A 21863-nucleotide genomic window follows, 5' to 3' on the forward strand; every position below is an offset into this window, starting at 1 on the left:
AGGCCCCGGTTCCGATCGGGAGCCAGGGCCTCGCCTGAGTGCCTGCATCAAATGGGACTGAAGTTAGTTTGTTGCGCCGAACCAGGTCTCGGTGAACTTGGCCAGTGAACCGTCATCGGTCAGGCGCTTGAGCGTGGTGTTGACCTGGTCGAGCATTGCGCCCGCACCCTTGGGGACTGCAACACCCAGCTGTTCGCCGGTCTTGAAATCGGCAACGCGCTTGAGCGTGGGGTCGTCCTTGATGGCGTAGCCCAGCACCGACTGGTTTCCCAGAGTTGCAACGGTGGTTCCCGCCTTGAGCGAAGCGAGCTGGAGACCCGAGTCCTCGTAGCCGATGGCGTCAAGGCCGTTTTCCGTGGCGAATTTCGCACCGGTGGTGGCCTGCTGTACGCCGACCTTCTTGCCCTTGGCGGACTCGAGGTCGGTGACGCCCGAGCCTTCCTTGGCGACGAGGGTCAGGTCGTCATCCATGTAGGGGGTGGAGAAGTCCATGTTTCCCTTGCGCGCATCGGTGATGGACACCGAGGAAATCGCGATATCGCACTGCGTCTTGAACAGCCCGGACTCGATGGCATCGAAGCCGGAATCGATCACGGTGAGTTCGACCTTCATGTCCTTGGCGATTTCGGCGGCGATGTCCATGTCGAAGCCGACGTTCTTGCCGCCCTTGACGAATTCGAACGGCTCGTACGGGATATCGGAGCAAACGGTGAGCTTGCCGGCATTGATGAGCTTGAGCGCGTTGGCGTCCGTCGACGATGCAGCAGGGGTTTCGCTGCTGCCGCAGGCAGTCAGGGCCAGGGCCCCCACGGCCGCTACTGCCAATGACTTGAGCACGGTTGATGTAATCCGCATGGAGTGTGATCCTTCTCTAGGTGATCGCTCGCAGGTTTTGCGTTGAAGTTCATTCTAACCGGCAGCGCAGCCCTTGTGAGATGTGCCTCACAGGCTACATTGTTTTTCTCATGGTAAACAAGCTTCGTTGTTCAATCGTTGTACGACGTGGGCTTGCCCAAAAACCTAGATGCCCAGTGCCTCGCGCATGGGGCGCATCTTGGCCCAGGACTCGGCAAGCTCGGCCGCCGGATCGGAAGCGGCAACCACGCCGCACCCGGCGTAGAGCCTAACCGAGGTGGGCGATTCGATGACTCCACCACGCAGGGCAATGCCGAACTCGCCGTTTCCGCGGGTATCGATCCATCCCACGGGTCCTGCGTACGGCCCGCGGTCCATGCCCTCGAGCTCGCGCAGGATCCGGCCGGCCTCCTTGGTGGGAGTCCCGCACACGGCGGCCGTCGGGTGGAAGACCTCGGCCAAATCAAGCACGCTCGGCACCGAACCATCGGCCCTGGCCGCGAGGGACGCCTTGACGTCAGAGGCCAGGTGCCAGACGTTGGGCAGCTGCAGGACAAAGGGCTCGTCAGGGGCGTCCATGCCCGAGGAAAGCGGGCCGAGCTGCTCGGTGAGCGAGTCGATGGCCAACTGGTGCTCGTGGCGCTGCTTCTCGTCCTCGATCAGCATGCGGTGGGCGTAGCGGGAATCCCCGCTCGGGGCAGTGGCTCGGTCAAGGGTCCCGGCCAGGACCCTGGCCTCGGCAATGTCCCCGCGCACGCGCACCAACATTTCGGGGGTGGCTCCGATGAGCCCGTCCACCGAGTAGGTCCAGCAGTCGTCGTAGCGCAGCACCAGCTGGCGCAGGACCTGGGCCACGGCGATCGGGGAAGCGAGCTCGGCCACCGCGTCGCGGGCGAGCACCAGCTTGGTCGCGGCACCGGATTCGATGACCGCAACCCCCTTGCGCACCGAGTCCTTGTATTCCTGCTCCGAGATTTGCCCGGCCACGAGCCGGTCGAGGCCCTCGCCCAGCTCGTGCTCGGGGGAGTAGTCCTCCAGCAAGGCAGCCAGTTCCGCCTCGGCCGCCTCCGCGCTCAGTTCCGTTTCGGGGTCCGACACCGTGTAGGTGATCCAGCTGCAGGTCTCGTTGCGGCCCACCACGATCCGCGGCACGATCAAGCGGGAGGAGTAGGTGCTGGAAAACGAGAAGGCAAACGCCCCGAAGGCGATCAGGCCGGTGCCCGGTAAATCCAGCGGGTCACTTACCTGCGCCGCATCGGAAACCGCATCCCACCACGCGTGTGCCAGGGCAAAGCGCTCAGGGCCGGTGGATTCGAACCTCGCGACCTGGCCGAAACCGATGGTTCCCTCGCCATGTCGGGACCACACCAGGGAATCGTCGCGGGTGATGTAGTCGAGCAGGCCGTGTTCGCTCATGGCCGGCCGCTGGACGGTGATCGAACGCAGGAGCGGGACGGTGCCCGGGACCGGGGTCCCCAAGGCGGCGGAAAGTTGCGAAGTCATGATCTGCCTAGCTTACCGCCGCGGAACGGGCCCCATGGGGCGGTAGTGGCCCCGCTCACCCGGGCGCCGGAGCAGCAAGGGTTTTCCCGATGCCCGTGAACTTTGCAACAATGAAACGGTGAGCCGTGCATCGCTGGAAAAGCGCCCCGAAGAAGTCCAAGCCATGTTTGATGATGTCGCCCCGCGTTACGACGTGATGAACGATGTCCTCTCCCTGGGCCAGACCCGGCGATGGCGAAAGGTCGTCGTCGACGCGGTGGGTGCCAAGCGCGGCCAGCGGGTCCTTGACCTGGCTGCCGGCACCGGCACCTCCTCCGAACCGTACGCGGATGCCGGAATCGGCGTCGTGGCGTGCGACTTCTCCCAGGGCATGCTCAAGGTCGGCAAGCGCCGCCGCCCCGACATCGACTTCGTCGCCGGGGACGCCACCAACCTGCCCTTCGTCGACGACAGCTTCGATGCCTCCACCATCAGCTTCGGGCTGCGCAACGTCAACGAGCCCAAGAAGGCGCTGGCGGAAATGCTGCGCGTGACCAAGCCCGGCGGAACACTGGTCGTAGCCGAGTTCTCGCACCCCACCTTCGCCCCGTTCCGCACCGTGTACTCCGAGTACCTGATGCGGGCGTTGCCGCCGGTGGCCACCAAGCTTTCCTCCAATCCCGCCGCATACGTCTACCTGGCCGAATCCATCCGCGCCTGGCCCACCCAGGATGGGCTGGCCGCGTGGATCGAGGAAGCCGGCTGGGAAAATTGCCGTTACCGAAACCTCTCCGGAGGGATCGTGGCGGTGCACCGGGCCACCAAACCGAAGGCCTGAGAATGGCCAATCGCGCCCTCCCGGGGTCCTCGACCTGCCGCGATCCCGGCACAAAGGGAGCCCGCGCGGTGAATGGCGATAGAGTGAACCTTGTACTTGAGCAGCTGGTGCCAACCGACCAGCACCCAGAATCGGCCACACGCCGCCCCTGGAGCCGACCGTCGAGAGATAGTAAGTCTTAGAACAGTGACCGATTCCCAGACAAACTGGACAGCTGCCGGACACGGCGTGCACGACTCCTTCGATTTGAACCCGGAAACCAGCGTGCTGGCCGCCGCGGTCAACCTTCCCGGCGGTTTTGGGCTCATCGCCCAGGACCCCGAGTTCGGTCCCGCCATCGCCACCGGGCTGGCCAGGGTCGAGAAGCTGCTGCGCGATGCGATCGCCAATTCCGACCCGCTGATCGATGCCACCAGCCGCCACCTGGTCGAGGCCGGGGGCAAGCGCATCCGGCCCCTGCTGGTGATCCTCACCTCCCTGCTGGGCGAGGGCGTGACCGAGGACGTCATCAAGGCCGCGGCCATCGTGGAATTGACCCACCTGGCCACGCTTTACCACGACGATGTCATGGACTCGGCGCCGCTGCGCCGCGGGGCCCCCACCGCCCACGAGGTCTGGGGCAACTCGGTAGCGATCCTCACCGGCGACCTGATCTTCGCCCGCGCCTCGGTGATCGGCGCGGAGCTGGGCCCGGAGGCCGTGTCCATGCAGGCACGCACCTTCGAGCGCCTGTGCCTGGGCCAGCTGCACGAATCCGTCGGCCCGCGCGAGGACGACGACCCGATCGAGCACCACCTGAACGTGATCTCCGACAAGACCGCATCGCTGCTGGCCACCTCCGGTGCCTTCGGCGCGCTCTTTGGCGGAGTGGCGCAGTACGTGGAGGTGCTGCGTTCCTACGGCGAGAAGGTCGGGGTGGCCTTCCAGGTCGCCGACGACGTCATCGACGTCACCGGCGCGCAGGTCCGTTCGGGCAAGACCCCCGGCACCGACCTGCGCGAGGGCGTCCCGACGCTGCCGATCCTGCTGATGCGCGATGCGGCCGCGGCCGGAGACACCGCTGCAGCGAAGGTGCTGGAGCTGGTGGACGGGGACCTGACCGAGGATGACGCGCTGGCCAGAGCCGTTGCCGCGGTGGCCTCAAACCCGGCGACCAACCAGGCCTGGGACGTGGCCCGGCACTGGGCCGATGCCGCCATCGAGGCCCTGGCGCCGCTGCCGGAGGGAACCGTCAAGGAATCCCTGGCCGCCTTTGCCGACGCTGTGGTCACACGCGAGCTCTAAGCCGGGTCGGACACCAGGAACTAAAAACCGAATCCGTCGGGGGAGTCTCCCCAAAGATTTGCTTCGTCAAGGGCCGCCCGCAACTGGGCGGCCTTTTGCGCGCGTTCTTCAACCGATACGCGGTGGCGCAGGTGCCCGTAGAGGTTGTCGCCGGGGAAGCGCGGGAAGACATGCTGGTGGTAGTGCCAGACGTGCTGGTTCCCGGCCGGCTCGTTGTGCTGGCGGGTGCTGGTCCCTTCCGGGTTCCAGGCATGCTTCATGGCCAGGGCGATGCGCCTGGTCTCGAACATGATGTTCGCGGCGACCTCGTCGGGCAGGTCGTAGAGCGCCTCATGGTGCTGGACCGGGATAACCATCGCATGCCCGCCGTAGGGGCCGAATCCGTCGCAGGCCATGATCACGGCGACGGATTCGGTGCGGTAGATCAGGTCGGTGGGTACGCAGAGGTTTCCCTCCGAAAGCGGGCCGCCGGCCAGCAGCTCGCAAAACGGGCAGGCATAGCCCTGCGGAGCATGCGATTTCCACAATCCGCCCATGGGCCGCGCGTTAGTTGTTGAGCTCGGGGGAGAGCTCGTCGAACACCCAGCTGAACATGTCCAGGACGTACTCGCTGAAGGTGCCTTCCTCGGACTTCCAGATGCCGCGGGCATTCTGGCGGCGGTACACGATCGGGTCCGGGACCTCGAGCTGGTCCACGCGGATGCCCCATACGTACTTTTCCTCTTCGTCCTCCAGGAACAAGAGGTAGCCGTCTTCGATCTCGAGCTCGTCCGGGTCGAAGAAGTAGTGGTAGGCCTCCATGAGGTCCTCGCAGCCGCCCAGGGCCAGGTAGAACTCGCGCAGGACCAGCGGGATGGGGGAGCCGACCTCGGACAGGGCATCTTCGATTTCGGACTCGGTCAGTCCATCTTCAACTTGCCACTCGTCCTCGAGGTAAAGCGGAACCAGCGAACGGAACTTCTCAAGGAACATTTCAGCCATGCCAACCATCTTAGTCGGCCGGCGCCCTAGTTCAGGTCCATCGCGGTCAACGCCAGCCACAATTGCACCCGGTCCGCGGTGGTCGTGGGGTCGTAGCCGGAGAGCTCGCTGATTTGCTGCAGCCGGTAGCGCACGGTGTTCCGGTGCAACCCGAGGGCTTCGGCCACCGCCCCGACGCTGCCGTCGAGTTCCAGGTAGCTGCGCAATGTGCCCAACAACTCGGCCGAGTGTTTCTTGTCAAAGACCTGCAGCGGCTCCAGGGCCTCTTGCGCCAGGGCCTGCAGCGGCACGTCTCGGGCAGCCAGCAGCAGCGAGGTCAGCGACAGCTTGGAGGGGGTGTTGATTCGTTCGCCGTGGCGCAGCGCCTCGATGGCCTCGAAGAAGCTCCAACGCAGTCCGTTGGGTTGGGTGTAGCCGCCGCCGAACCCGACACGGGCCCCGATGCCTGCACCCTGGAGGTAGCGGTCGATCCCGTCGGCCACCTCGGTGCCGTCGTTGCGTGCCACCACCAGCGCCAGCCGGTCCTCGACAATGGCCGAGACGATGTGCTCGAATTGCGGCGGGATGGGCAGGGTGCGCAGGGCATTTTCCTGCCCCGGGGACGCCGCGACCAGCACCACCGAGTGCGGCTGGCTGGGGACGACCCCGATTCCCTGGAGCCTCGCGTTGGCCTCCGAGCCCTTGAGGGTTCCGGCCATGAGGTCCGAGAACACCTGCCCGGCGACCAGGCGGTTGGATTCCCGCAGCCTGGCCTGGTTGGCCAGTTCCAGGCCGATCAGGCCCTGGGCGTAGTGCACCAGGCCGTCGTGTTCGTAGGGCTCGGACAGGTACAGGGTGCATTTGTCCCGGAGCCCGGTGGCGATGGGCACCTCGTGCCAGGTGTCGTCGCCCAATTCGGGTCCGTGGATCCGGGCGGCATATTGGGTCAGGGCCACGGCGGTGCCCAGCATCCGGGACAGCTCGCTGAGCATCGCGCGCAGGCCGCCGGTCAGCAGGGTGGAGGCGAGCTTCTGGTGGCCCTGGAGAAGCTGCTCGAGGCGCTTGAGGTGGTCGTCGTTCAACGCATCGGCGATGAGCTTGGTGATGGCCATGAACGGGGTTTCGTAGGGGACTTCGAAGACCGGCAGTCCCAGCTCGGTGGCCTTGCGGACCACCGCGGCCGGGACGCTGCGGTGGCTCAGCCCTGTCCCGTAACCCAGCGCCAGGGCGCCAGCACCGTGGACCGTGGCGACGAAGGCCTCCTGGTTGGCAATCGTGTTTTGCCGCAGGCCCGTGGTGAGCACGATTTCCCCTCCGCTGAGAAAGGGGGAGGGGTCTCGCAGCTCGGTGACGGCCGCCCACTCAATGGGTTTGTGTCCCACCCCGGCGACGTTGGTGTGGGCCTTGAGTCCAAGGGTTTGGGACTCAAGAAGTTTCAACAGAGTGATGGCCATGCACTAATACTAAGAGAAATTTTGTGCACTCGTACTATGGCGATGGCCGAAAGCGGCCGGTAAAGGGATTCACTTCACAAAGGGCCGCACTCTTTGGGTAACGTTGAAACATGACCACTCCATCTTCAGTCCAGGGCGGAAACCCCGTCCAGGAGCGCCGGGAAACCTTCTCGTCGCGAAAACTCTTTATCCTCTCCGCCATCGGCTCCGCCGTCGGCCTGGGTAACATCTGGCGCTTCCCGTACATCGCCTACGACAACGGCGGCGGCGCCTTCCTCATCCCTTACCTGGCGGCGCTTCTGAGTGCCGGCATCCCGTTGCTCTTCCTTGACTACGCCATCGGACACAAGTTCCGTGGCTCGGCGCCCTTGGCATACCGGCGCCTGCACCGTGGCGCCGAGGTCTTGGGCTGGTGGCAGGTGCTGGTGTGCTTCATCATCGCCATCTACTACGCGGTCATCATCGCCTGGGCGGCCATGTACACCTGGTTCTCGGTCACCAAGGCCTGGGGTGATGACGCGGCCGGCTTCCTGATGGGGGAATTCCTGCAAGTCGCCGACGTCCCGGGGGTTAAGCTCGAATACGTGCCGGGTATTTTCTGGCCGCTGCTGGTCGTCTGGCTGGTGATCATCGTGATCATGGTTGCCGGAGTCCGCAGGGGCATCTCGCGAGCCAACGGCATCTTCCTGCCGCTGCTCGTGGTCATGTTCGTCCTTCTGGTGGTTCAGTCGCTGTTCCTGCCCGGCGCGATTGACGGCCTGAACGCATTCTTCACCCCCAATTGGGAAGCCCTGGGCGACCCGGGCGTGTGGGCCGCCGCCTACGGCCACATCTTCTTCTCGCTTTCGGTGGCCTTCGGCATCATGGTCACCTACTCCTCGTACCTCAAGCGCAAGACCGACCTCACGGGCTCCGGCATGGTCGTCGCGTTCGCCAACTCCGGGTTCGAGATCCTCGCCGGCATCGGTGTTTTCGCGGCGCTGGGCTTCATGGCCCAGGCCGCCGGCAGCGCCATCGACGAGGTCGCCACGGCAGGTGTCGGGTTGGCGTTCATCGCCTTCCCCACGATCGTCTCGGAGGCCCCGTTCGGTGCGCTGATGGGCGTGCTCTTCTTCGGGTCGCTGGTTTTCGCCGGCATGACCTCGCTGATCTCGATCCTCGAGGTCATCGTGGCGGCCGTGCAGGACAAGACGGGCTGGGGCCGTGTCGCCTCGGCGGTGTCCGTGTGCGTCCCGGTTGCGTTGATCTCGATAGTGCTCTTCCCGACGGTGACAGGCCTGTACCTGCTGGACACCTTCGACGCCTTCGTCAACAGCTTCGGCATCCTCGCCGGTGCCCTGGTGGCCGTTGTGCTGATCTCCTGGGTGTTCCGCAAGCTCCCGCTGCTCTCGAAGCACCTGAACCGCACCTCCACGGTCAAGATGCGCCGGACCTGGATGGTGTTGGTCGGCGTCGTTGCACCGCTGGCATTGGCCTACATGCTGTACAACGAGTTCGTCACCAAGATCACCGAGCCGTACGAGGGCTACCCGGTGGAGTTCCTGGCCATTTACGGGTGGGGCATGGCCGGAGCCCTAGTCGTTGTGGCGGTCATCCTGACGCTCGTGCCCTGGAGCCGCAAATCCAAGGTCGACGACCCCGAATACGCGGCGATCGCCGCCGACGAAGATGAGGAAAAAGTATCATGACACCCATCGCCATCACCATGTTGGTTATCGCGCTGCTGACCATTTGGGGAGGGCTTGCGCTCTCGCTGGTCAACCTCTCCCGGCACCCCGAGGACGAGGGCCAGCTGCCCGAAGACATCGCGCCGGAACTCTAACTGCGGACAAACGCACCACACGCGGGCCCGTGCCCCGGGAACAGACCCCGGGGCACGGGCCCGCGCTCGTATCGGGGCCGGTGCTGCTCTGTGCAACTGCACTGCGCCGCGGGAACGGAACTGTGCCAATTTCACTGGCGGGCGCCGAACGCCACAACATAGGCTTCGAGGTAGATAACACCACCACATCACCGGGTTTCCCCGCGCGCCTTCGTCGCCATTGCCGCCGCACGGCGCAACCAGGGGGAACCCGGCCCGGGAAAGGACTGAACGTTCATGGCCATCACCTACCGCATTGAACAAAAACGACAGATCAACGGCGCATTCCCCGGACCGAAGTCGGTGGAGCTGGCGGCACGCCGCACCAACGCCGTCGCCGCCGGCGTGGCCTCCGCCCTGCCGGTGTACGTCGCGGATGCCGACGGCGGCATCATCGTCGATGTCGACGGCAACTCGATCATCGACCTGGGCTCGGGCATCGCCGTGACGTCCGTGGGTGCCTCAAACGAGAAGGTCGCCGCAGCGGTCGCGGCCCAGGCCGCCCGCTTCACCCACACCTGCTTCATGGTCACCCCGTACGAGGGATACGTCGAGCTGGCCGAGAAGCTGGCCGAAATCACCCCGGGCACCCACGCCAAGAAGGCCGTCTTCTTCAACTCCGGTTCCGAGGCCGTGGAGAACGCCATCAAGGTTGCCCGCGTGGCCACCGGCCGCCAGGCGGTTGTCGCCTTCGACCACGCCTACCACGGCCGCACCAACCTCACCATGGGCCTGACCGCCAAGGCGGCCCCGTACAAGCGCGGCTTCGGCCCGCTGGCACCGGAAATCTATCGCATGCCGATGAGCTACCCGTACCGCGAGGAAAACCCGAACATCTCGGGCAAGGAAGCCGCCGAGCGCGCCATCCTGGCCATGGAGAAGCAGATCGGCGGCGACCAGATCGCAGCCATCATCATCGAGCCGATCCAGGGCGAGGGCGGTTTCATCGTCCCGGCCGAGGGCTTCCTGGGCCGCATTGCCGAGTGGGCCAAGGAGCAGGGCATCGTCTTCGTCGCCGACGAGGTGCAGGCCGGCTTCTGCCGCGCCGGTGCCTGGTTCGCCTCCGACATCGAGGGGATCGTCCCGGACATCATCACCGTGGCCAAGGGCATCGCCGGCGGCATGCCGCTGTCGGGCATCGTGGGACGCGCCGAACTGCTCGACTCGGTCCACCCCGGGGGCCTGGGCGGCACCTACGGCGGCAACCCGGTTGCCGTCGCCGCAGCACTGGAAACCATCAAGTACATGGAAGAGCACGACCTTGCGGCGCGCGCCCGCGAGATCGAAGAGCAGTTCTTCACCCGCATGCGCAAGATCGCTTCCGAGGTTTCGGTCATCGGCGACATCCGCGGCCGCGGCGCCATGGTGGCCATCGAGCTGGTCAAGGCCGGCGGCACCGAGCCGGATGCGGAGATCACCAAGAAGATCGCCGCCGACTGCCTCGCCGCCGGAGTACTGATCCTCACCTGCGGCACCTACGGCAACGTCATCCGCCTGCTGCCGCCGCTGGTCATCGGCGACGAGCTGCTGGCCGAGGCCTTCGAGGTCCTCGAAGGCGCGATCCGCGCCAACGCCTAGCCCCTGGGCTGGCGCCGCACCACGAAAGGGACCGATCCGGTCGTCCAGGGCTTTGGACAACCGGATCGGTCCCTTTTCGTGGTCCCGTACCCGGGCGCCCCCGGATCCGCCACGGCGGCCACGCCGAAATCCCGGGTGCGGATGCCTGCTAGGAGACCTTGGTCGGGGTGAGCCTGCGTGGCTGTCGGGCCATGTCGATGCACAGCATGGCCACGGCGACCCAGACCAGGGCAAAACCAACCAGCCGCTCCACCGGCATGGGTTCCTTGAACACCACCAGTGCCACGATGAACTGCAGGATCGGGGCCAGGAACTGCAAGGTCCCCAGCGTCGTCAGCGGCAGGCGTCGTGCCGCGGCCCCGAAGAGCAGCAACGGGACGGCGGTGATGATTCCGCTGGCGGCCAGCAGCCAGAAGTGCGCCGGCCCGGCGGAAAGAACGGTGTCGTTGTCCGAGGCGACCAACCAGACAAGGAACCCCAGGGCGGGGAGGGCGAGGATCGCCGTTTCCATGCTCAGGGACGTCAGCGCCGTGGCGGTGCGGCCCACGCGGTTCTTCACAAAGCCGTAGAAGCCGAAGGAAAATGCCAGGATCAGCGCGATGTAGGGGACGTTGCCGTAGGCAAAGGTGAGCGTGATGACCGCTGCCAGCCCGAACCCGATGGCCACCCACTGCAGCTTGCGCAGTTTTTCCTTCAGGAAGATCACGCCCAGGGCAATGGAGACCAGCGGGTTGATGAAGTATCCCAGCGCCGCCTCCGCCGCGTGCCCGTTGAGCACCGCATAGGTGTAGGTCAGCCAGTTCACCGCGATGAGCACCGAGGCCACCGACAGGCGGACCATTGCCCGGCGATCACGGCCCAGCGTGAGGAACCGGCCCCAGTTCCTGGTCACGCTCAACAGGATCGCGCAGAAAACCAGCGACCACACGATGCGGCTGGCAACGATCTCCCAGGGGGAGGCGAGGGCGATGGTCAGGAAGTACAGCGGCAGCAGTCCCCACAGGCCGTACGCACCCAAGCCCTGGATCAGGCCCGTCGTGCGTTCGGCGGCTGGCCCGCCAGCGCCTGCCGTGGCGGTGGTCGTTGCTGTGGACGGCGTTTGGGTCATGATCGACTCAACAGGGCGTGCATCGTTTCCATTCCGGGCGCGCGATCCCGTGAGGGATTCGCGCAGGTCTTGGGGCGGTCGGGCGCCGGTTCGCGATGCTCACGGGTAGCATGGGTGTTTGGCGTCGTGTTGGGGCACGTTTTGCCCCTTACTAGGTGAGCCTATCGCGGGCCCGCGCCCGCCGGAGGCCCGGCGGCAGTGTCGGAACGTGCTGATTGCCCACGGCAAGCCGGGGCTGACCGCCCAGGGCGTGAGCATCCCCACAATGGTTCACGTTCGGCGACCGGTGCCAATTAGACTAGTTGGGTGTGCGCTATTTGCGCGGTCCAGTGATCATTCTCCGGAAGGAACCCCCCTCGTGTCCGATTCAGCAGTACGCCCGCTCCGTGTCGCCATAATCGGGGCAGGTCCGGCGGGAGTCTATGCTGCCGACATCCTCACCAAGGCGGAGCGCGAGTTCGAGGTCAGCATCGACCTGCTCGACGCCTACCCGGCCCCCTACGGATTGATCCGCTACGGCGTCGCCCCGGACCACCCGCGCATCAAGGGCATCGTCAATGCCCTGCACAAGGTGCTGGACCGCGGCGACATCCGATTCCTGGGCAACGTGACCTACGGCCGGGACCTGACGCTGCGCGACATCCGCGACATGTACGACGCGGTCATTTTCGCCACCGGCGCCATCAAGGACGCCCGCATGGACATCCCGGGCATCGACCTTGAGGGATCCTTCGGCGCGGCCGACTTCGTCTCCTGGTACGACGGACAGCCCGATGTGCCGCGCACCTGGCCGCTTGAGGCCAAGCAGATCGCGGTGCTGGGCAACGGCAACGTGGCCCTGGACGTGGCCCGCGTGCTCTCCAAGCACGCCGAGGACCTCCTCGTCACCGAAATCCCCGACAACGTCTTCGAGGGCCTGAAGGCCTCGCCCGTCACCGACGTGCACATCTTCGGCCGCCGCGGCCCGGCCCAGGTGAAGTTCACCCCGCTGGAACTGCGCGAGCTGTCCCACAGCCGCGATGTGGACATCGTGCTCTACCCCGAGGACTTCGAGTTCGACGAGGCCTCCGACGCCCTGATCAAGTCCAACAACCAGGTCAAGACGATGGTCAACACGCTGACCAACTGGATCGTCGAGGAGCAGGACACCGGCGCCTCGCGCCGCCTGCACCTGCACTTCCTGCACAACCCCGTCGAGGTCATGGGCGAGGATGGCAAGGTTGCGGGCATCAAGTTCGAGCGCCAGGAACTCGACGGCACCGGCAACGTGCGCGGCACCGGCGAGTTCATCGACTACCCGGTCCAGGCCGTCTACCGCGCCATCGGCTACCTCGGCTCGGAACTGGCGGAGCTCGAATTCGACGAACGACGCGGTGTCATCCCCAACGAGGGTGGGCGTGTGCTTGATGCCGAGGGCGCCCACGTTCCGGGTCTCTACGCCACGGGTTGGATCAAGCGCGGCCCGGTCGGCCTGATCGGCCACACCAAGGGCGATGCCCTCGAGACCATTGGAAACCTGCTCGAGGACCGCCTTTCGCTTCCGGTGGCAAGCCACCCGGGCGAGGACGAGATCATCAAGCTGCTGGAATCCCGCGGCGTTGAGTACACGACCTGGGACGGCTGGAAAAAGCTGGACGCACACGAGATTTCCCTGGGTGCAGCGGCCTCCCCGGCACAGACCTCAAACGGTCCGGTTGACCGTGCCCGCGTGAAGGTTGTGGAGCGCGAGGAAATGGTCAAGATTTCCCGCGGTTAGACTGTATAGCGCAAGGGCCTGTGTTTTCCGAAGTAGCGGAGAACATGGGCCCTTGTTTTTTGCTTAATTCCACGGGGTTCCCGGGAGCCGTTGAAGCGTCCGGATGTCCATTGGCACCGGCTCGACGTCCAGGTGCAGGCCCTGTGCGGGGACGCCGTGGGCTTCCGGCGCCCGCTCGAGCTCCAAGCCCGGCGCATTGAAACGGCGGTAAGAGGTCGGATCCGTTTCAACGAGCGGGGCCTGCGGTTTCCGCGATACGTGGCCTCTGCCTCCGGTACCGAATCCTTGAAGGCCTTGCCCGTGTCCGCAGCCATCATGGACGTGGTTCGCTCCTCGTGGTCGATGCGCAATTGCCGGGACCGGGCCAACACCTGGGGAACCTCGCGGGTTGTTGGGCTTCGCGACGTTCGTGGACCCGGCGTTCAAGGTGCTGCCGGCGTGAGGGTCCGCTGCCGGGGTCCGAGCGACTCGGATGCCGTCCGGGCCAAAAGCCCTCCAGGTCCGCGCGGCACCTGGAAGCGGTTCGGCCCGGCCTCCCCACCGTGGGGAGGCCGGGCCGAACCGGTATTACTTGGTGGATGCCAGGGGCGGGTTAGGCCTTGCCGGCCATTTCAGCTGCACCGTCGGTGGAGCCTGCGACGCCGGCTGCATAGCCGTCACGCAGGATCTGGCCGAGGTTTGCATCGACGTTGGTCCAGTACTGGAAGAAGCCTTCGCGGATGGACTCGATGGTGATGCCGCCGCACTGGCCCAGCAGGGTTGCGTGGAAGCGTTCCTTGGCGGCTGCGTCGTAGACCTCGCGGTACAGGGTTCCGGCCTGGCCGAAGTCGTCGTCCTCGGAACGCAGGGTCGCGGCGGAGCGCACCAGCTCGCCGTCGTTTTCCCAGCTGCCTTCACCGGCGCGAGCTGCGTCGGCTTCCGGTCCGCCGAAGGAGTTCGGGGTGTAGACGCGGGCCTCCGGGGCGTTGAAGTGGTACTGCATGCTGCCTTCGTGCATGTAGGTGGTGACCTTGGAAGCATGCGGCTGGTTGACCGGCAACTGGTTGTAGTTGGTGCCGATGCGGTTGCGCTGGGCATCCGGGTAGGAGAACACGCGGGCCATCAGCATCTTGTCGGGGCTGATGTCGATGCCCGGAACCAGGTTGGACGGCGAGAACGCTGCCTGCTCGATCTCGGCGAAGAAGTTCTGCGGGTTGCGGTTCAGCGTGAAGTGGCCGACCGGGATCAACGGGTAATCCTTGTGCGACCAGGTCTTGGTGATGTCGAACGGGTTGAAGCGGTAGGTCTTGCCCTCTTCGTACGGCATGATCTGCACCGAGACATCCCAGGTCGGGAAGTTTCCGGCGGCGATGTTGTCGAACAGGTCGCGGCGGTAGTAGTCGGCGTCCGAGCCGGCAAGCTTCTCGGCTTCCTCGTTGGACATGTTGTGCACGCCCTGGCGGGAGTGGAAGTGGTACTGCACCCAGAAGCGCTCGCCCTCGGCGTTGATCCACTGGTAGGTGTGCGAGCCGTAGCCGTTCATCTCGCGCCAGGAGGTCGGCAGGCCGCGGTCGCCCATCAGGTAGGTCACCTGGTGTGCGGACTCGGGGGAGTGCGTCCAGAAGTCCCACTGCATGTCTGCATCGCGCAGGCCGGAGGCGCCCAGGCGCTTCTGCGAGTGGATGAAGTCCGGGAACTTGATGCCGTCGCGGATGAAGAACACCGGGGTGTTGTTTCCGACGATGTCGTAGTTGCCCTCGGTGGTGTAGAAGCGAAGTGCGAAACCACGCACGTCGCGCCAGGTGTCGGGGGAGCCCTGCTCGCCGGCCACGGAGGAGAAGCGCAGCAGCGTCTCGGACTTGGCGCCCGGCTGGAAGACCGCTGCACGGGTGTACTTCGAAACGTCTTCGGTGATAACCAATTCACCGAAGGCTCCGCCGCCCTTGGCGTGCGGGTTGCGCTCCGGGACACGCTCGCGGTTGAACGAGGCGAGCTTTTCGACCAGGTAGCGGTCGTGAAGCGCGGTGATGCCGTCGGGACCGGCGGTCAGCGAGTGTGCGTCGCTGGCGACCGGGGCACCGGACTGGGTGGTGGTGAAGTTCTCGCTCAAGAGATTCTCCTTCATTGTGGGTTGGTAACTCTTCTGCCGGTGTCCCGGAGCGCAGCTAGGCGGCGCCGGTCTTCCTGCAGTCTTCACAGATGCCCTGGTAAAGGACATCGGCAATCTGGATGACCATGCCGTGGCTGTCCGAGGGGGTCAGGCAGGGGGCGTGGCCCACCGCGCATTCCACGTCCTCGATCCGGCCGCAGCTGGTGCATATGGCATGGTGGTGGTTGTCGTTCACGCGGGTCTCGTAGAGGGCCGGCGAATGCGGGGGACTGAAGCGGCGCAGCATGCCCTGCTCCGTCAGATCATTAAGCACGTTGTAAACGGACTGGATGGAAACATCGGGCAACGCGTGGTGGACCGCGGCAACAACCTTCTCCGCCGAGGAGTGCGGGTGTTCGTCCAGGACCTCGAGCACGGCAAGGCGGCCGCGGGTAACCCGCAGGCCGAGGTCCCGCATCTGCGCCGAATAGTCCATGTGATCCATTCCACCTCCTTATTTTGAATATGTCAAGATAGCGGTCGTTGCGGCGTGGCGCCTGTGGCTAGACTCGATTCGTGGCACGACTCCTGGCTGACCTCACCCCCTTGCGCGAAAGCCCCGCCTTCAGGCGGCTGTGGATCGGCAATGCCCTCGCGGCGGTCGGCGGCCAACTCACCCTGGTGGCGGTCAGCCTCGAGGTCTACGCACTCACCGGTTCCAGCCTGCACGTCGGGCTGCTCGGAGCCTTCGCACTGGTGCCGCTGGTGCTCACCGGCCTGTACGGGGGCTCGATCGCCGATGCCCACGACCGGCGCAAGGTCGCCCTGGGCTCCGCGCTGGTGCTGTGGGCGGCCACCGCGGCCATCGCGGCCCAGGCCTGGCTGGGCGTGGACAACGTCTGGGTGCTCTACGGGCTGGTGGCCATCCACTCGGCGGCCGGCGGAATCAACCAGCCCACCCGCGGGGCCATCATCCCGGCCATCGTGGGCCTGAAGCTGCTGCCGGCGGCGAACTCGCTGAACATGGTCACCTTTGGCATCGCCCAGATGGTCGGCCCGCTGCTCGGCGGCCTGCTGGTCGCCCAGGTCGGTTTCGGCTGGACCTATTCCATCGACGTGCTCACCTACGCCGCAGCCGTCTGGTCCGTCTACAAGCTGCCGTCGCTGCCGCCCTCCGGCATGCCGGCCAAGGCGGGGCTGCGCTCGGTCATCGAGGGATTCAGGTTCCTGGGTTCCCAGCCCAACGTGCGCATGACGTTCCTGATCGACATGGCGGCCATGGTGCTGGCCGCGCCGCGCGCGCTGCTGCCGGCCATCGGCGCGGTGCTGATCGGCGGGGGCGAGCTGACCATGGGGTTGTTGCTCGCGGCAACCGCCATGGGCGCCTTCCTGGCCGGAATGTTCTCCGGGCCGGTGGGCCGCATCCACCGCCAGGGCGTGGCGGTGTTCGTCTGCGTCAGCGTGTGGGGTGCCAGCATCGGACTGTTCGGGGTCGTGGTCATCCTGGCCGCACGCACCCCGGTCCCGGCCGACGGTTCGGCCGGCGTGTGGCTCTGGCCCGCCGCCGCGGCCATGGCGCTGGCCGGGGTCGCGGACGCAATTTCCTCGGTCTTCCGCACCACCATCTTGCAGACCGCAACACCCGACCACCTGCGCGGACGCCTGCAGGGCGTGTTCATCGTGGTGGTCGCCGGCGGGCCGCGGTTGGGGGAGATGCTCTCCGGGACCGTGGCCACCGGCCTCGGCGAGGGCGCCACGCTGCTGGCCGGCGGCGTCGCGTGCATCGTGGTTGCGGCCGCCTTGATGCGCTGGGAGCCGGGGTTCCTGCGATACGACGCCCGGCACCCACGGTCCTGAAAGAAGGGCACCAGCGGGAACAAAGCCGGCACACAGCAGGTTTGCGTAAACTGGATGCAAGCATCGATCCGGCACGTCCGGAACGTCTAACGAGGAGTGAACCGCAGTGCACAATCACAACAACGGCCTGAAGACGGCGGGGTTGCTCGGCGGCCTGTTCGCGCTGCTGCTGGCCATTGGTGCCTTGCTGGCGTCGGGAACCGGAAGCAGCAGCTTCATCTGGATCTTCGCACTCATCGGCGTGGCCACCACCGCCTACGGGTACTGGAATTCCGACAAGCTGGCCATCCGCTCGATGCAGGCCTACCCGGTCACCGCGGCGGAACAGCCGGCCATGTACCGGATCGTGCACGAGCTCTCGGTGGCAGCCCAGCAGCCGATGCCGCGCCTCTACGTCTCACCGACCAGCGCGCCCAATGCCTTCGCCACCGGGCGCAACCCGGAAAACGCCGCGGTCTGCTGCACCGAGGGAATCCTGCAGCTGCTCAACGAGCGCGAGCTGCGCGGGGTGCTGGGCCACGAACTCATGCACGTGTACAACCGCGACATCCTCACCTCCTCGGTAGCCGCAGCCGTGGCCGGCGTCATCACCTCCGTGGCGCAGATGATGCTCTTCTTCGGCGGCGGGGACCGGCGCAATGCCAACCCCATCGCCCTGATCGCCATGTCGCTGCTGGCGCCGCTGGCTTCCACCGTCATCCAGATGGCCATCAGCCGCACCCGCGAATACGACGCGGACGAGGACGGGGCCAAATTGACCAACGACCCGCTGGCCTTGGCCTCGGCCCTGCGCAAGCTCGAGAGCGGGGTGCAGCGCGCACCGCTGCCCGCCGACGACCAGCGCCTGGTGAACACCTCGCACCTGATGATCGCCAACCCCTTCCTGGGCGGTGCCAAGAAGCTCTTCGCCACCCACCCGCCGATGGACGACCGTGTTGCCCGGCTGGAGAAGATGGCGGGCCGGTCCCTGGGCTACTGACCCGACGGGCGCAACCGAACCAGCAAGCGACAGGGCGGTTCCCTTTGGGGAGCCGCCTTTGGCGTGCCGCGACTTTTCACGCAATCTTCGGCAATCTGCATCTCCGCGGTCTCGAGCTGATCCGCCCACGTGAAAGTCCATTTTGTTGCCCGCCGGCGGCCGTGGCGCGGTGCGCGGCGTGCGTAGCGGGGCGGATTTTGGTTTGCGGGGGGAACTAAGCCGGGCGTAATCTCATTAGGCGATGGGCATATGGCCTATTGAACCCAGTCACGCCTAAGTCCAGCCAAGGGCCTGCAGCCGCAGGCCCTTTTGCGACCGGCGGTGAACCACGAAGGCACCCCAGATATGACCGGAAACTTCCTCATCGGCCTGCGCGAAGGCCTCGAAGCGGTACTCATCGTCGTCCTCCTGCTGGCCTACCTGCGCAAAAGCGGACGCACCGCACTCATCCCGCGGATCTTCACCGGCGTCGCGGTCGCCATCGCCGTCTCCCTGGGATTCGGGGCGCTGCTGACCTTCGGGCCTCGGGGGCTGACCTTCGAGGCCCAGGAAGCCATCGGCGGGGGACTGTCGATCCTCGCCGTYGGATTCGTGACCTGGATGGTCTTCTGGATGGCAAGCGCGTCCAAGACGCTGGCCAGCGACCTGCGCGGCAAGGTCGATGGCGCCGCCGAAGGCTCGGGCTGGGCGCTGGTGCTGGTCGCTGCCCTGGCCGTGGGGCGCGAGGGCCTGGAAACCGCGCTGTTCCTCTGGGCCGCGACGCGGGCCACCGGGGAAACCTGGCAGCCGCTGCTGGGCGCCACCCTGGGAATCCTGGTCGCCGTCGGGCTCGGCGCGCTGCTGCACCGCGGCGTGCTGCGCATCAACCTCTCGAAGTTCTTCACCTGGACCGGGGCCGCGCTGATCGTCGTCGCCGGCGGCGTCCTGGCCTACGGGGTCCACGACCTGCAGGAGGCCGGCATCCTCCCGGGCCTGCACCACCTCGCCTTCGATGTCTCGCACCTCATCGCCCCCTCGGGCTTCCTTGGCACCCTGCTCAAGGGCATCCTCAATTTCTCGCCCGCCACCACCTGGATCGAGGCCATTGCCTGGGTCGCCTACGTCGTGCCGGTGACGATCCTTTATTTCCGCAAGATCCACACCCACAATGGAGCCAAGCGGGCAGCAGCCCCGCAGCCGGCCTCCGCCTGACACCCTCTCGCACCCAACCACGAGGACCTTCATGAAACTCGCTCGCCCGCTCCAGATCACGGCGGCACTGTCCGTGGCAGCCCTGTCCATCACCGGCTGCACCACCAACACCCCCGCGGCAGAGGGCGACGGTGCCATTGCGGTCACCAGCACCGCCGACGCCTGCACGCTGTCCACCACCAGCGCCCCGGGCGGAACGGTCAAGTTCACCGTCAAGAACGAGGGGCCTCAGGTCACCGAGTTCTACCTTTTGGCCGAGGACGGGCTGCGGATCATCGGAGAAGTCGAAAACATCGGCCCGGGCCTGAGCCGCGACCTGGTCGTGGTGGCTCCCGAAGGAAGCTACATCACCGCCTGCAAGCCGGGCATGGTCGGAGACGGCATCCGGGCCGAGCTTGCCCTGGGTGCGGCACCGGCGGGCCAGGTCGTCAGCACCGACCGGGCCGAAAAGCAGAAACAGGCCGTCACGCTGTATGCCGCCTACGTCAAGGACCAGACCGAGCAGCTGGTCACCGGCACCAAGGACTTTGCCCGGGCCTTCGCAGACGGGGACACCGCCACCGCCAAGGACCTCTACCCGTCCGTGCGCATGCACTGGGAGCGCATCGAGCCGGTCGCCGAGTCGTTCGGCGACCTGGACCCGATCCTCGACGCCCGCGAAGCCGACCTGGAAAAGGGACAGGAATGGACCGGCTGGCACCGCGCGGAAAAGGACCTCTGGCCGCCGGCCGGCGGATACAAGGCCATGAGCGACGCCGAACGATCCGCCCTGGCCACCAAGATGGTCGCCGACACCGAGGAACTCTACGCACGCACACGCGAGCTGACCTACACCCCGGACAAGCTCGCCAACGGCGCCAAGGAACTGCTCGACGAGGTCGCCACCGGGAAGGTCACCGGCGAGGAAGAAATCTGGTCGCACACCGACCTGTGGGACTTCCAGGCCAACGTCGACGGAGCCCGCATCGCCTACGAGGACCTCAAGCCGCTGCTGACCGACTCCGACGCCGAACTCGACGCCACCTTGCAAAAGAACTTCGACGCCCTGCAGAAGCTGCTCGACGGGCACAAGAAGGGCCAGGGCTTCGTGTTCTACGACGAATTGGACCAAGCCCAGGTACAGGAACTGAGCGCCGCGGTTGACGCACTGGCCGAGCCGCTGTCCAAGTTGACCGCCGCCGTGGTGAAGTAGGAAGCATGCTCGGCAAGAAGAATACCGGCGCCAAGGTCCCTGGGCAGGGGACCCCTACGGACGCGGCCGCGCCCAAGGCTGCACCCAGCCGCCGTTCGCTGCTCGTTGCCGCCGGGGCCGGCGGTCTCGGACTGGCCGCGGGGGCGCTGGGACATGCTGCCCTGGGTGCCGAAGCCTCCGGAGGCGCACAGGTCGACGACGTCGTTGCGTTCCACGGACAGCACCAGGCCGGCATCGCCACGCCCATGCAGGACCGCATGCACATCGCCGCCTTCGACGTCACGGTCGACAGCCGGGACGAGCTCGTGGCCCTGCTGAAGGACTGGACGGCCGCCATCGAGCACCTGATGCAGGGCACGGACGTCGGGGAGTTCGGCGCGACCGGCGGCAGCTACGATGCCCCGCCGGAAGACACCGGCGAGGCCATCGGGCTCTCGGCCAGCCACCTGAGCGTCACCGTCGGCTTCGGGAGGACCCTCTTCGAGGATGCCCGCGGCCCGCGCTTCGGGCTGCAGGGGCGCATCCCCGACGCGCTGATCGACCTGCCGCATTTCCCCGGCGACGCCCTGGAGGAAGCACGCAGCGGGGGAGACCTCGTGCTCCAGGCCTGCGCCGACGACCCGCAGGTCGCTGTCCACGCCATCCGCAACCTGGCCCGCATCGCATTTGGCCGGGCCCGGGTGAGATGGTCCCAGATCGGGTTCGGACGCACCTCCTCGACCTCCACCAGCCAGATGACCCCGCGGAACCTCTTCGGGTTCAAGGACGGCACGGCAAACCTGAAGGCCGAGGAGCAAAAGGCGCTGGACACCCACGTTTGGGTCGGCGGCAACACCGGGAATGAAGCGTGGATGAACGGGGGAACCTACCTGGTGGCCCGGCGCATCCGCATGCACATCGAAACCTGGGACCGGACGTCCCTGGGCGAACAGGAAACCATCTTCGGACGGACCAAGAGCGAGGGGGCGCCGCTGTCCGGCGGCACGGAGTTCTCCGAACCGGATTTCGCCATGCCCGGTCGCGGCGGACCGATCATGCCGGTGGATTCACATGTGGCCCTTGCCCATCCCTCGGCCAACGGCGGGGTGCAGATGCTGCGCCGCGGGTTCAACTACACCGACGGATCCGACGGCCTGGGCCGGCTGGACGCCGGGCTTTTCTTCATCGCCTTCGTCATTGACCCGCGCACGCACTATGTCCCGATGCAAAACGCCATGGCCAAGAACGATGCTCTCGTGGAGTACCTGAAGCACACCGGTTCCGGGCTCTTCGCGGTCCCTCCGGGAATCTCCCAAGGCCAGTTCCTGGGGCAGTCCCTGTTCGCCTGATGGCCCGGGGCCCGGCCCGGCACCCGTTGGGAACGCCAAAAGGGGAGGACGGGTGGAACCACCACGGTGGTT

Annotated in this window: 19 protein-coding genes; 11 read left to right on the forward strand and 8 right to left on the reverse strand. The window is 66.2% G+C overall.

Annotated features, from left to right (window positions below; all coding sequences use genetic code 11):
* Window positions 1-63: 63 nt before the first annotated feature.
* Together BLJ79_RS01345 and BLJ79_RS01350 are read right to left on the reverse strand one after the other, a co-directional pair.
* Window positions 64-855: an ABC transporter substrate-binding protein gene (locus tag BLJ79_RS01345; RefSeq protein WP_071212863.1), complete on the reverse strand. Its 792-nt coding sequence runs from the start codon at window positions 853-855 to the stop codon at window positions 64-66.
* 165 nt (window positions 856-1020) lie between these two features.
* Window positions 1021-2358: an isochorismate synthase gene (locus BLJ79_RS01350; RefSeq protein ID WP_071212864.1), complete on the reverse strand. Its 1338-nt coding sequence runs from the start codon at window positions 2356-2358 to the stop codon at window positions 1021-1023.
* Between the two features lie 118 nt (window positions 2359-2476).
* Between BLJ79_RS01350 and BLJ79_RS01355 the strand changes: the two genes are divergently transcribed.
* Together BLJ79_RS01355 and BLJ79_RS01360 are read left to right on the forward strand one after the other, a co-directional pair.
* On the forward strand, window positions 2477-3175 hold the full coding sequence (locus BLJ79_RS01355) for a demethylmenaquinone methyltransferase (protein WP_071212865.1): 699 nt from the start codon (window positions 2477-2479) through the stop codon (window positions 3173-3175).
* Window positions 3176-3361: 186 nt separating this feature from the next.
* Window positions 3362-4459, forward strand: a complete 1098-nt coding sequence (locus BLJ79_RS01360) for a polyprenyl synthetase family protein (RefSeq protein ID WP_071212866.1) — start codon at window positions 3362-3364, stop codon at window positions 4457-4459.
* A gap of 20 nt (window positions 4460-4479) precedes the next feature.
* Here BLJ79_RS01360 and BLJ79_RS01365 read toward each other — a convergent pair whose 3' ends face one another.
* From BLJ79_RS01365 to BLJ79_RS01375, 3 genes are read right to left on the reverse strand one after another with little or no spacing between them, the layout of a single operon-like run.
* The gene (locus BLJ79_RS01365) at window positions 4480-4995 is read right to left on the reverse strand and encodes an HIT family protein (protein WP_071212867.1); all 516 of its coding nucleotides are present in this window, start codon (window positions 4993-4995) and stop codon (window positions 4480-4482) included.
* Between the two features lie 10 nt (window positions 4996-5005).
* Window positions 5006-5440, reverse strand: a complete 435-nt coding sequence (locus BLJ79_RS01370) for an SMI1/KNR4 family protein (RefSeq protein WP_071213228.1) — start codon at window positions 5438-5440, stop codon at window positions 5006-5008.
* A gap of 26 nt (window positions 5441-5466) precedes the next feature.
* Entirely contained in the window at window positions 5467-6873 is a 1407-nt protein-coding gene (locus BLJ79_RS01375) for a PucR family transcriptional regulator (RefSeq protein WP_071212868.1), read from the reverse strand.
* Window positions 6874-6983: 110 nt separating this feature from the next.
* Between BLJ79_RS01375 and BLJ79_RS01380 the strand changes: the two genes are divergently transcribed.
* From BLJ79_RS01380 to gabT, 3 genes are all read left to right on the forward strand, one after another.
* Window positions 6984-8561, forward strand: coding sequence for a sodium-dependent transporter (locus tag BLJ79_RS01380; RefSeq protein WP_071212869.1), 1578 nt, complete (start codon window positions 6984-6986; stop codon window positions 8559-8561).
* The gene (locus tag BLJ79_RS22230; RefSeq protein ID WP_083410922.1) at window positions 8558-8695 is read left to right on the forward strand and encodes a methionine/alanine import family NSS transporter small subunit; all 138 of its coding nucleotides are present in this window, start codon (window positions 8558-8560) and stop codon (window positions 8693-8695) included. Before BLJ79_RS01380 ends, BLJ79_RS22230 begins: the two co-directional genes overlap by 4 nt.
* A gap of 276 nt (window positions 8696-8971) precedes the next feature.
* Complete coding sequence (gene gabT, locus BLJ79_RS01385) at window positions 8972-10312, forward strand: 4-aminobutyrate--2-oxoglutarate transaminase (RefSeq protein ID WP_071212870.1); 1341 nt, start codon at window positions 8972-8974, stop codon at window positions 10310-10312.
* A gap of 148 nt (window positions 10313-10460) precedes the next feature.
* On the opposite strand, the gene rarD is transcribed toward gabT, so the two are convergent.
* On the reverse strand, window positions 10461-11420 hold the full coding sequence (rarD, locus tag BLJ79_RS01390; protein WP_071212871.1) for an EamA family transporter RarD: 960 nt from the start codon (window positions 11418-11420) through the stop codon (window positions 10461-10463).
* A 358-nt stretch (window positions 11421-11778) separates the two neighbouring features.
* Between rarD and BLJ79_RS01395 the strand changes: the two genes are divergently transcribed.
* On the forward strand, window positions 11779-13176 hold the full coding sequence (locus tag BLJ79_RS01395; RefSeq protein ID WP_071212872.1) for an FAD-dependent oxidoreductase: 1398 nt from the start codon (window positions 11779-11781) through the stop codon (window positions 13174-13176).
* A 592-nt stretch (window positions 13177-13768) separates the two neighbouring features.
* On the opposite strand, the gene BLJ79_RS01400 is transcribed toward BLJ79_RS01395, so the two are convergent.
* Window positions 13769-15280, reverse strand: a complete 1512-nt coding sequence (locus BLJ79_RS01400; RefSeq protein ID WP_502686087.1) for a catalase — start codon at window positions 15278-15280, stop codon at window positions 13769-13771.
* 40 nt (window positions 15281-15320) lie between these two features.
* Window positions 15321-15749: a Fur family transcriptional regulator gene (locus BLJ79_RS01405; protein WP_071212874.1), complete on the reverse strand. Its 429-nt coding sequence runs from the start codon at window positions 15747-15749 to the stop codon at window positions 15321-15323.
* A 71-nt stretch (window positions 15750-15820) separates the two neighbouring features.
* Here BLJ79_RS01405 and BLJ79_RS01410 point away from each other — a divergent pair, with 71 nt between their 5' ends.
* The 5 genes from BLJ79_RS01410 to efeB all read left to right on the forward strand — a co-directional run bounded on the left by BLJ79_RS01410 (window position 15821) and on the right by efeB (window position 21791).
* Window positions 15821-17101, forward strand: coding sequence for an MFS transporter (locus tag BLJ79_RS01410; RefSeq protein ID WP_071212875.1), 1281 nt, complete (start codon window positions 15821-15823; stop codon window positions 17099-17101).
* 106 nt (window positions 17102-17207) lie between these two features.
* Window positions 17208-18080 carry a zinc metalloprotease HtpX gene (htpX, locus tag BLJ79_RS01415; protein ID WP_071212876.1) on the forward strand — a complete coding sequence of 291 codons (873 nt, stop codon included), beginning with the start codon at window positions 17208-17210 and terminating at the stop codon, window positions 18078-18080.
* Between the two features lie 345 nt (window positions 18081-18425).
* Window positions 18426-19271, forward strand: a complete 846-nt coding sequence (gene efeU, locus BLJ79_RS01420; RefSeq protein WP_071212877.1) for an iron uptake transporter permease EfeU — start codon at window positions 18426-18428, stop codon at window positions 19269-19271.
* A 31-nt stretch (window positions 19272-19302) separates the two neighbouring features.
* On the forward strand, window positions 19303-20463 hold the full coding sequence (gene efeO, locus BLJ79_RS01425) for an iron uptake system protein EfeO (RefSeq protein ID WP_071212878.1): 1161 nt from the start codon (window positions 19303-19305) through the stop codon (window positions 20461-20463).
* Window positions 20464-20468: 5 nt separating this feature from the next.
* Window positions 20469-21791: an iron uptake transporter deferrochelatase/peroxidase subunit gene (efeB, locus tag BLJ79_RS01430; protein ID WP_071212879.1), complete on the forward strand. Its 1323-nt coding sequence runs from the start codon at window positions 20469-20471 to the stop codon at window positions 21789-21791.
* Window positions 21792-21863: the final 72 nt, after the last annotated feature.

Origin of the sequence: Arthrobacter sp. UCD-GKA, assembly GCF_001863355.1 — a bacterium.
GTDB lineage: Bacteria > Actinomycetota > Actinomycetes > Actinomycetales > Micrococcaceae > Paeniglutamicibacter.

Bases quoted from the DNA above. Each gene is read 5' to 3' on its own strand.
- BLJ79_RS01345 (WP_071212863.1), bottom strand. From the start codon at position 855: ATGCGGATTACATCAACCGTGCTCAAGTCATTGGCAGTAGCGGCCGTG.
- BLJ79_RS01350 (WP_071212864.1), bottom strand. From the start codon at position 2,358: ATGACTTCGCAACTTTCCGCCGCCTTGGGGACCCCGGTCCCGGGCACC.
- BLJ79_RS01365 (WP_071212867.1), bottom strand. From the start codon at position 4,995: ATGGGCGGATTGTGGAAATCGCATGCTCCGCAGGGCTATGCCTGCCCG.
- BLJ79_RS01370 (WP_071213228.1), bottom strand. From the start codon at position 5,440: ATGGCTGAAATGTTCCTTGAGAAGTTCCGTTCGCTGGTTCCGCTTTAC.
- BLJ79_RS01375 (WP_071212868.1), bottom strand. From the start codon at position 6,873: ATGGCCATCACTCTGTTGAAACTTCTTGAGTCCCAAACCCTTGGACTC.
- BLJ79_RS01380 (WP_071212869.1), top strand. From the start codon at position 6,984: ATGACCACTCCATCTTCAGTCCAGGGCGGAAACCCCGTCCAGGAGCGC.
- BLJ79_RS22230 (WP_083410922.1), top strand. From the start codon at position 8,558: ATGACACCCATCGCCATCACCATGTTGGTTATCGCGCTGCTGACCATT.
- gabT (WP_071212870.1), top strand. From the start codon at position 8,972: ATGGCCATCACCTACCGCATTGAACAAAAACGACAGATCAACGGCGCA.
- rarD (WP_071212871.1), bottom strand. From the start codon at position 11,420: ATGACCCAAACGCCGTCCACAGCAACGACCACCGCCACGGCAGGCGCT.
- BLJ79_RS01400 (WP_502686087.1), bottom strand. From the start codon at position 15,280: ATGAAGGAGAATCTCTTGAGCGAGAACTTCACCACCACCCAGTCCGGT.
- BLJ79_RS01405 (WP_071212874.1), bottom strand. From the start codon at position 15,749: ATGGATCACATGGACTATTCGGCGCAGATGCGGGACCTCGGCCTGCGG.
- efeO (WP_071212878.1), top strand. From the start codon at position 19,303: ATGAAACTCGCTCGCCCGCTCCAGATCACGGCGGCACTGTCCGTGGCA.
- efeB (WP_071212879.1), top strand. From the start codon at position 20,469: ATGCTCGGCAAGAAGAATACCGGCGCCAAGGTCCCTGGGCAGGGGACC.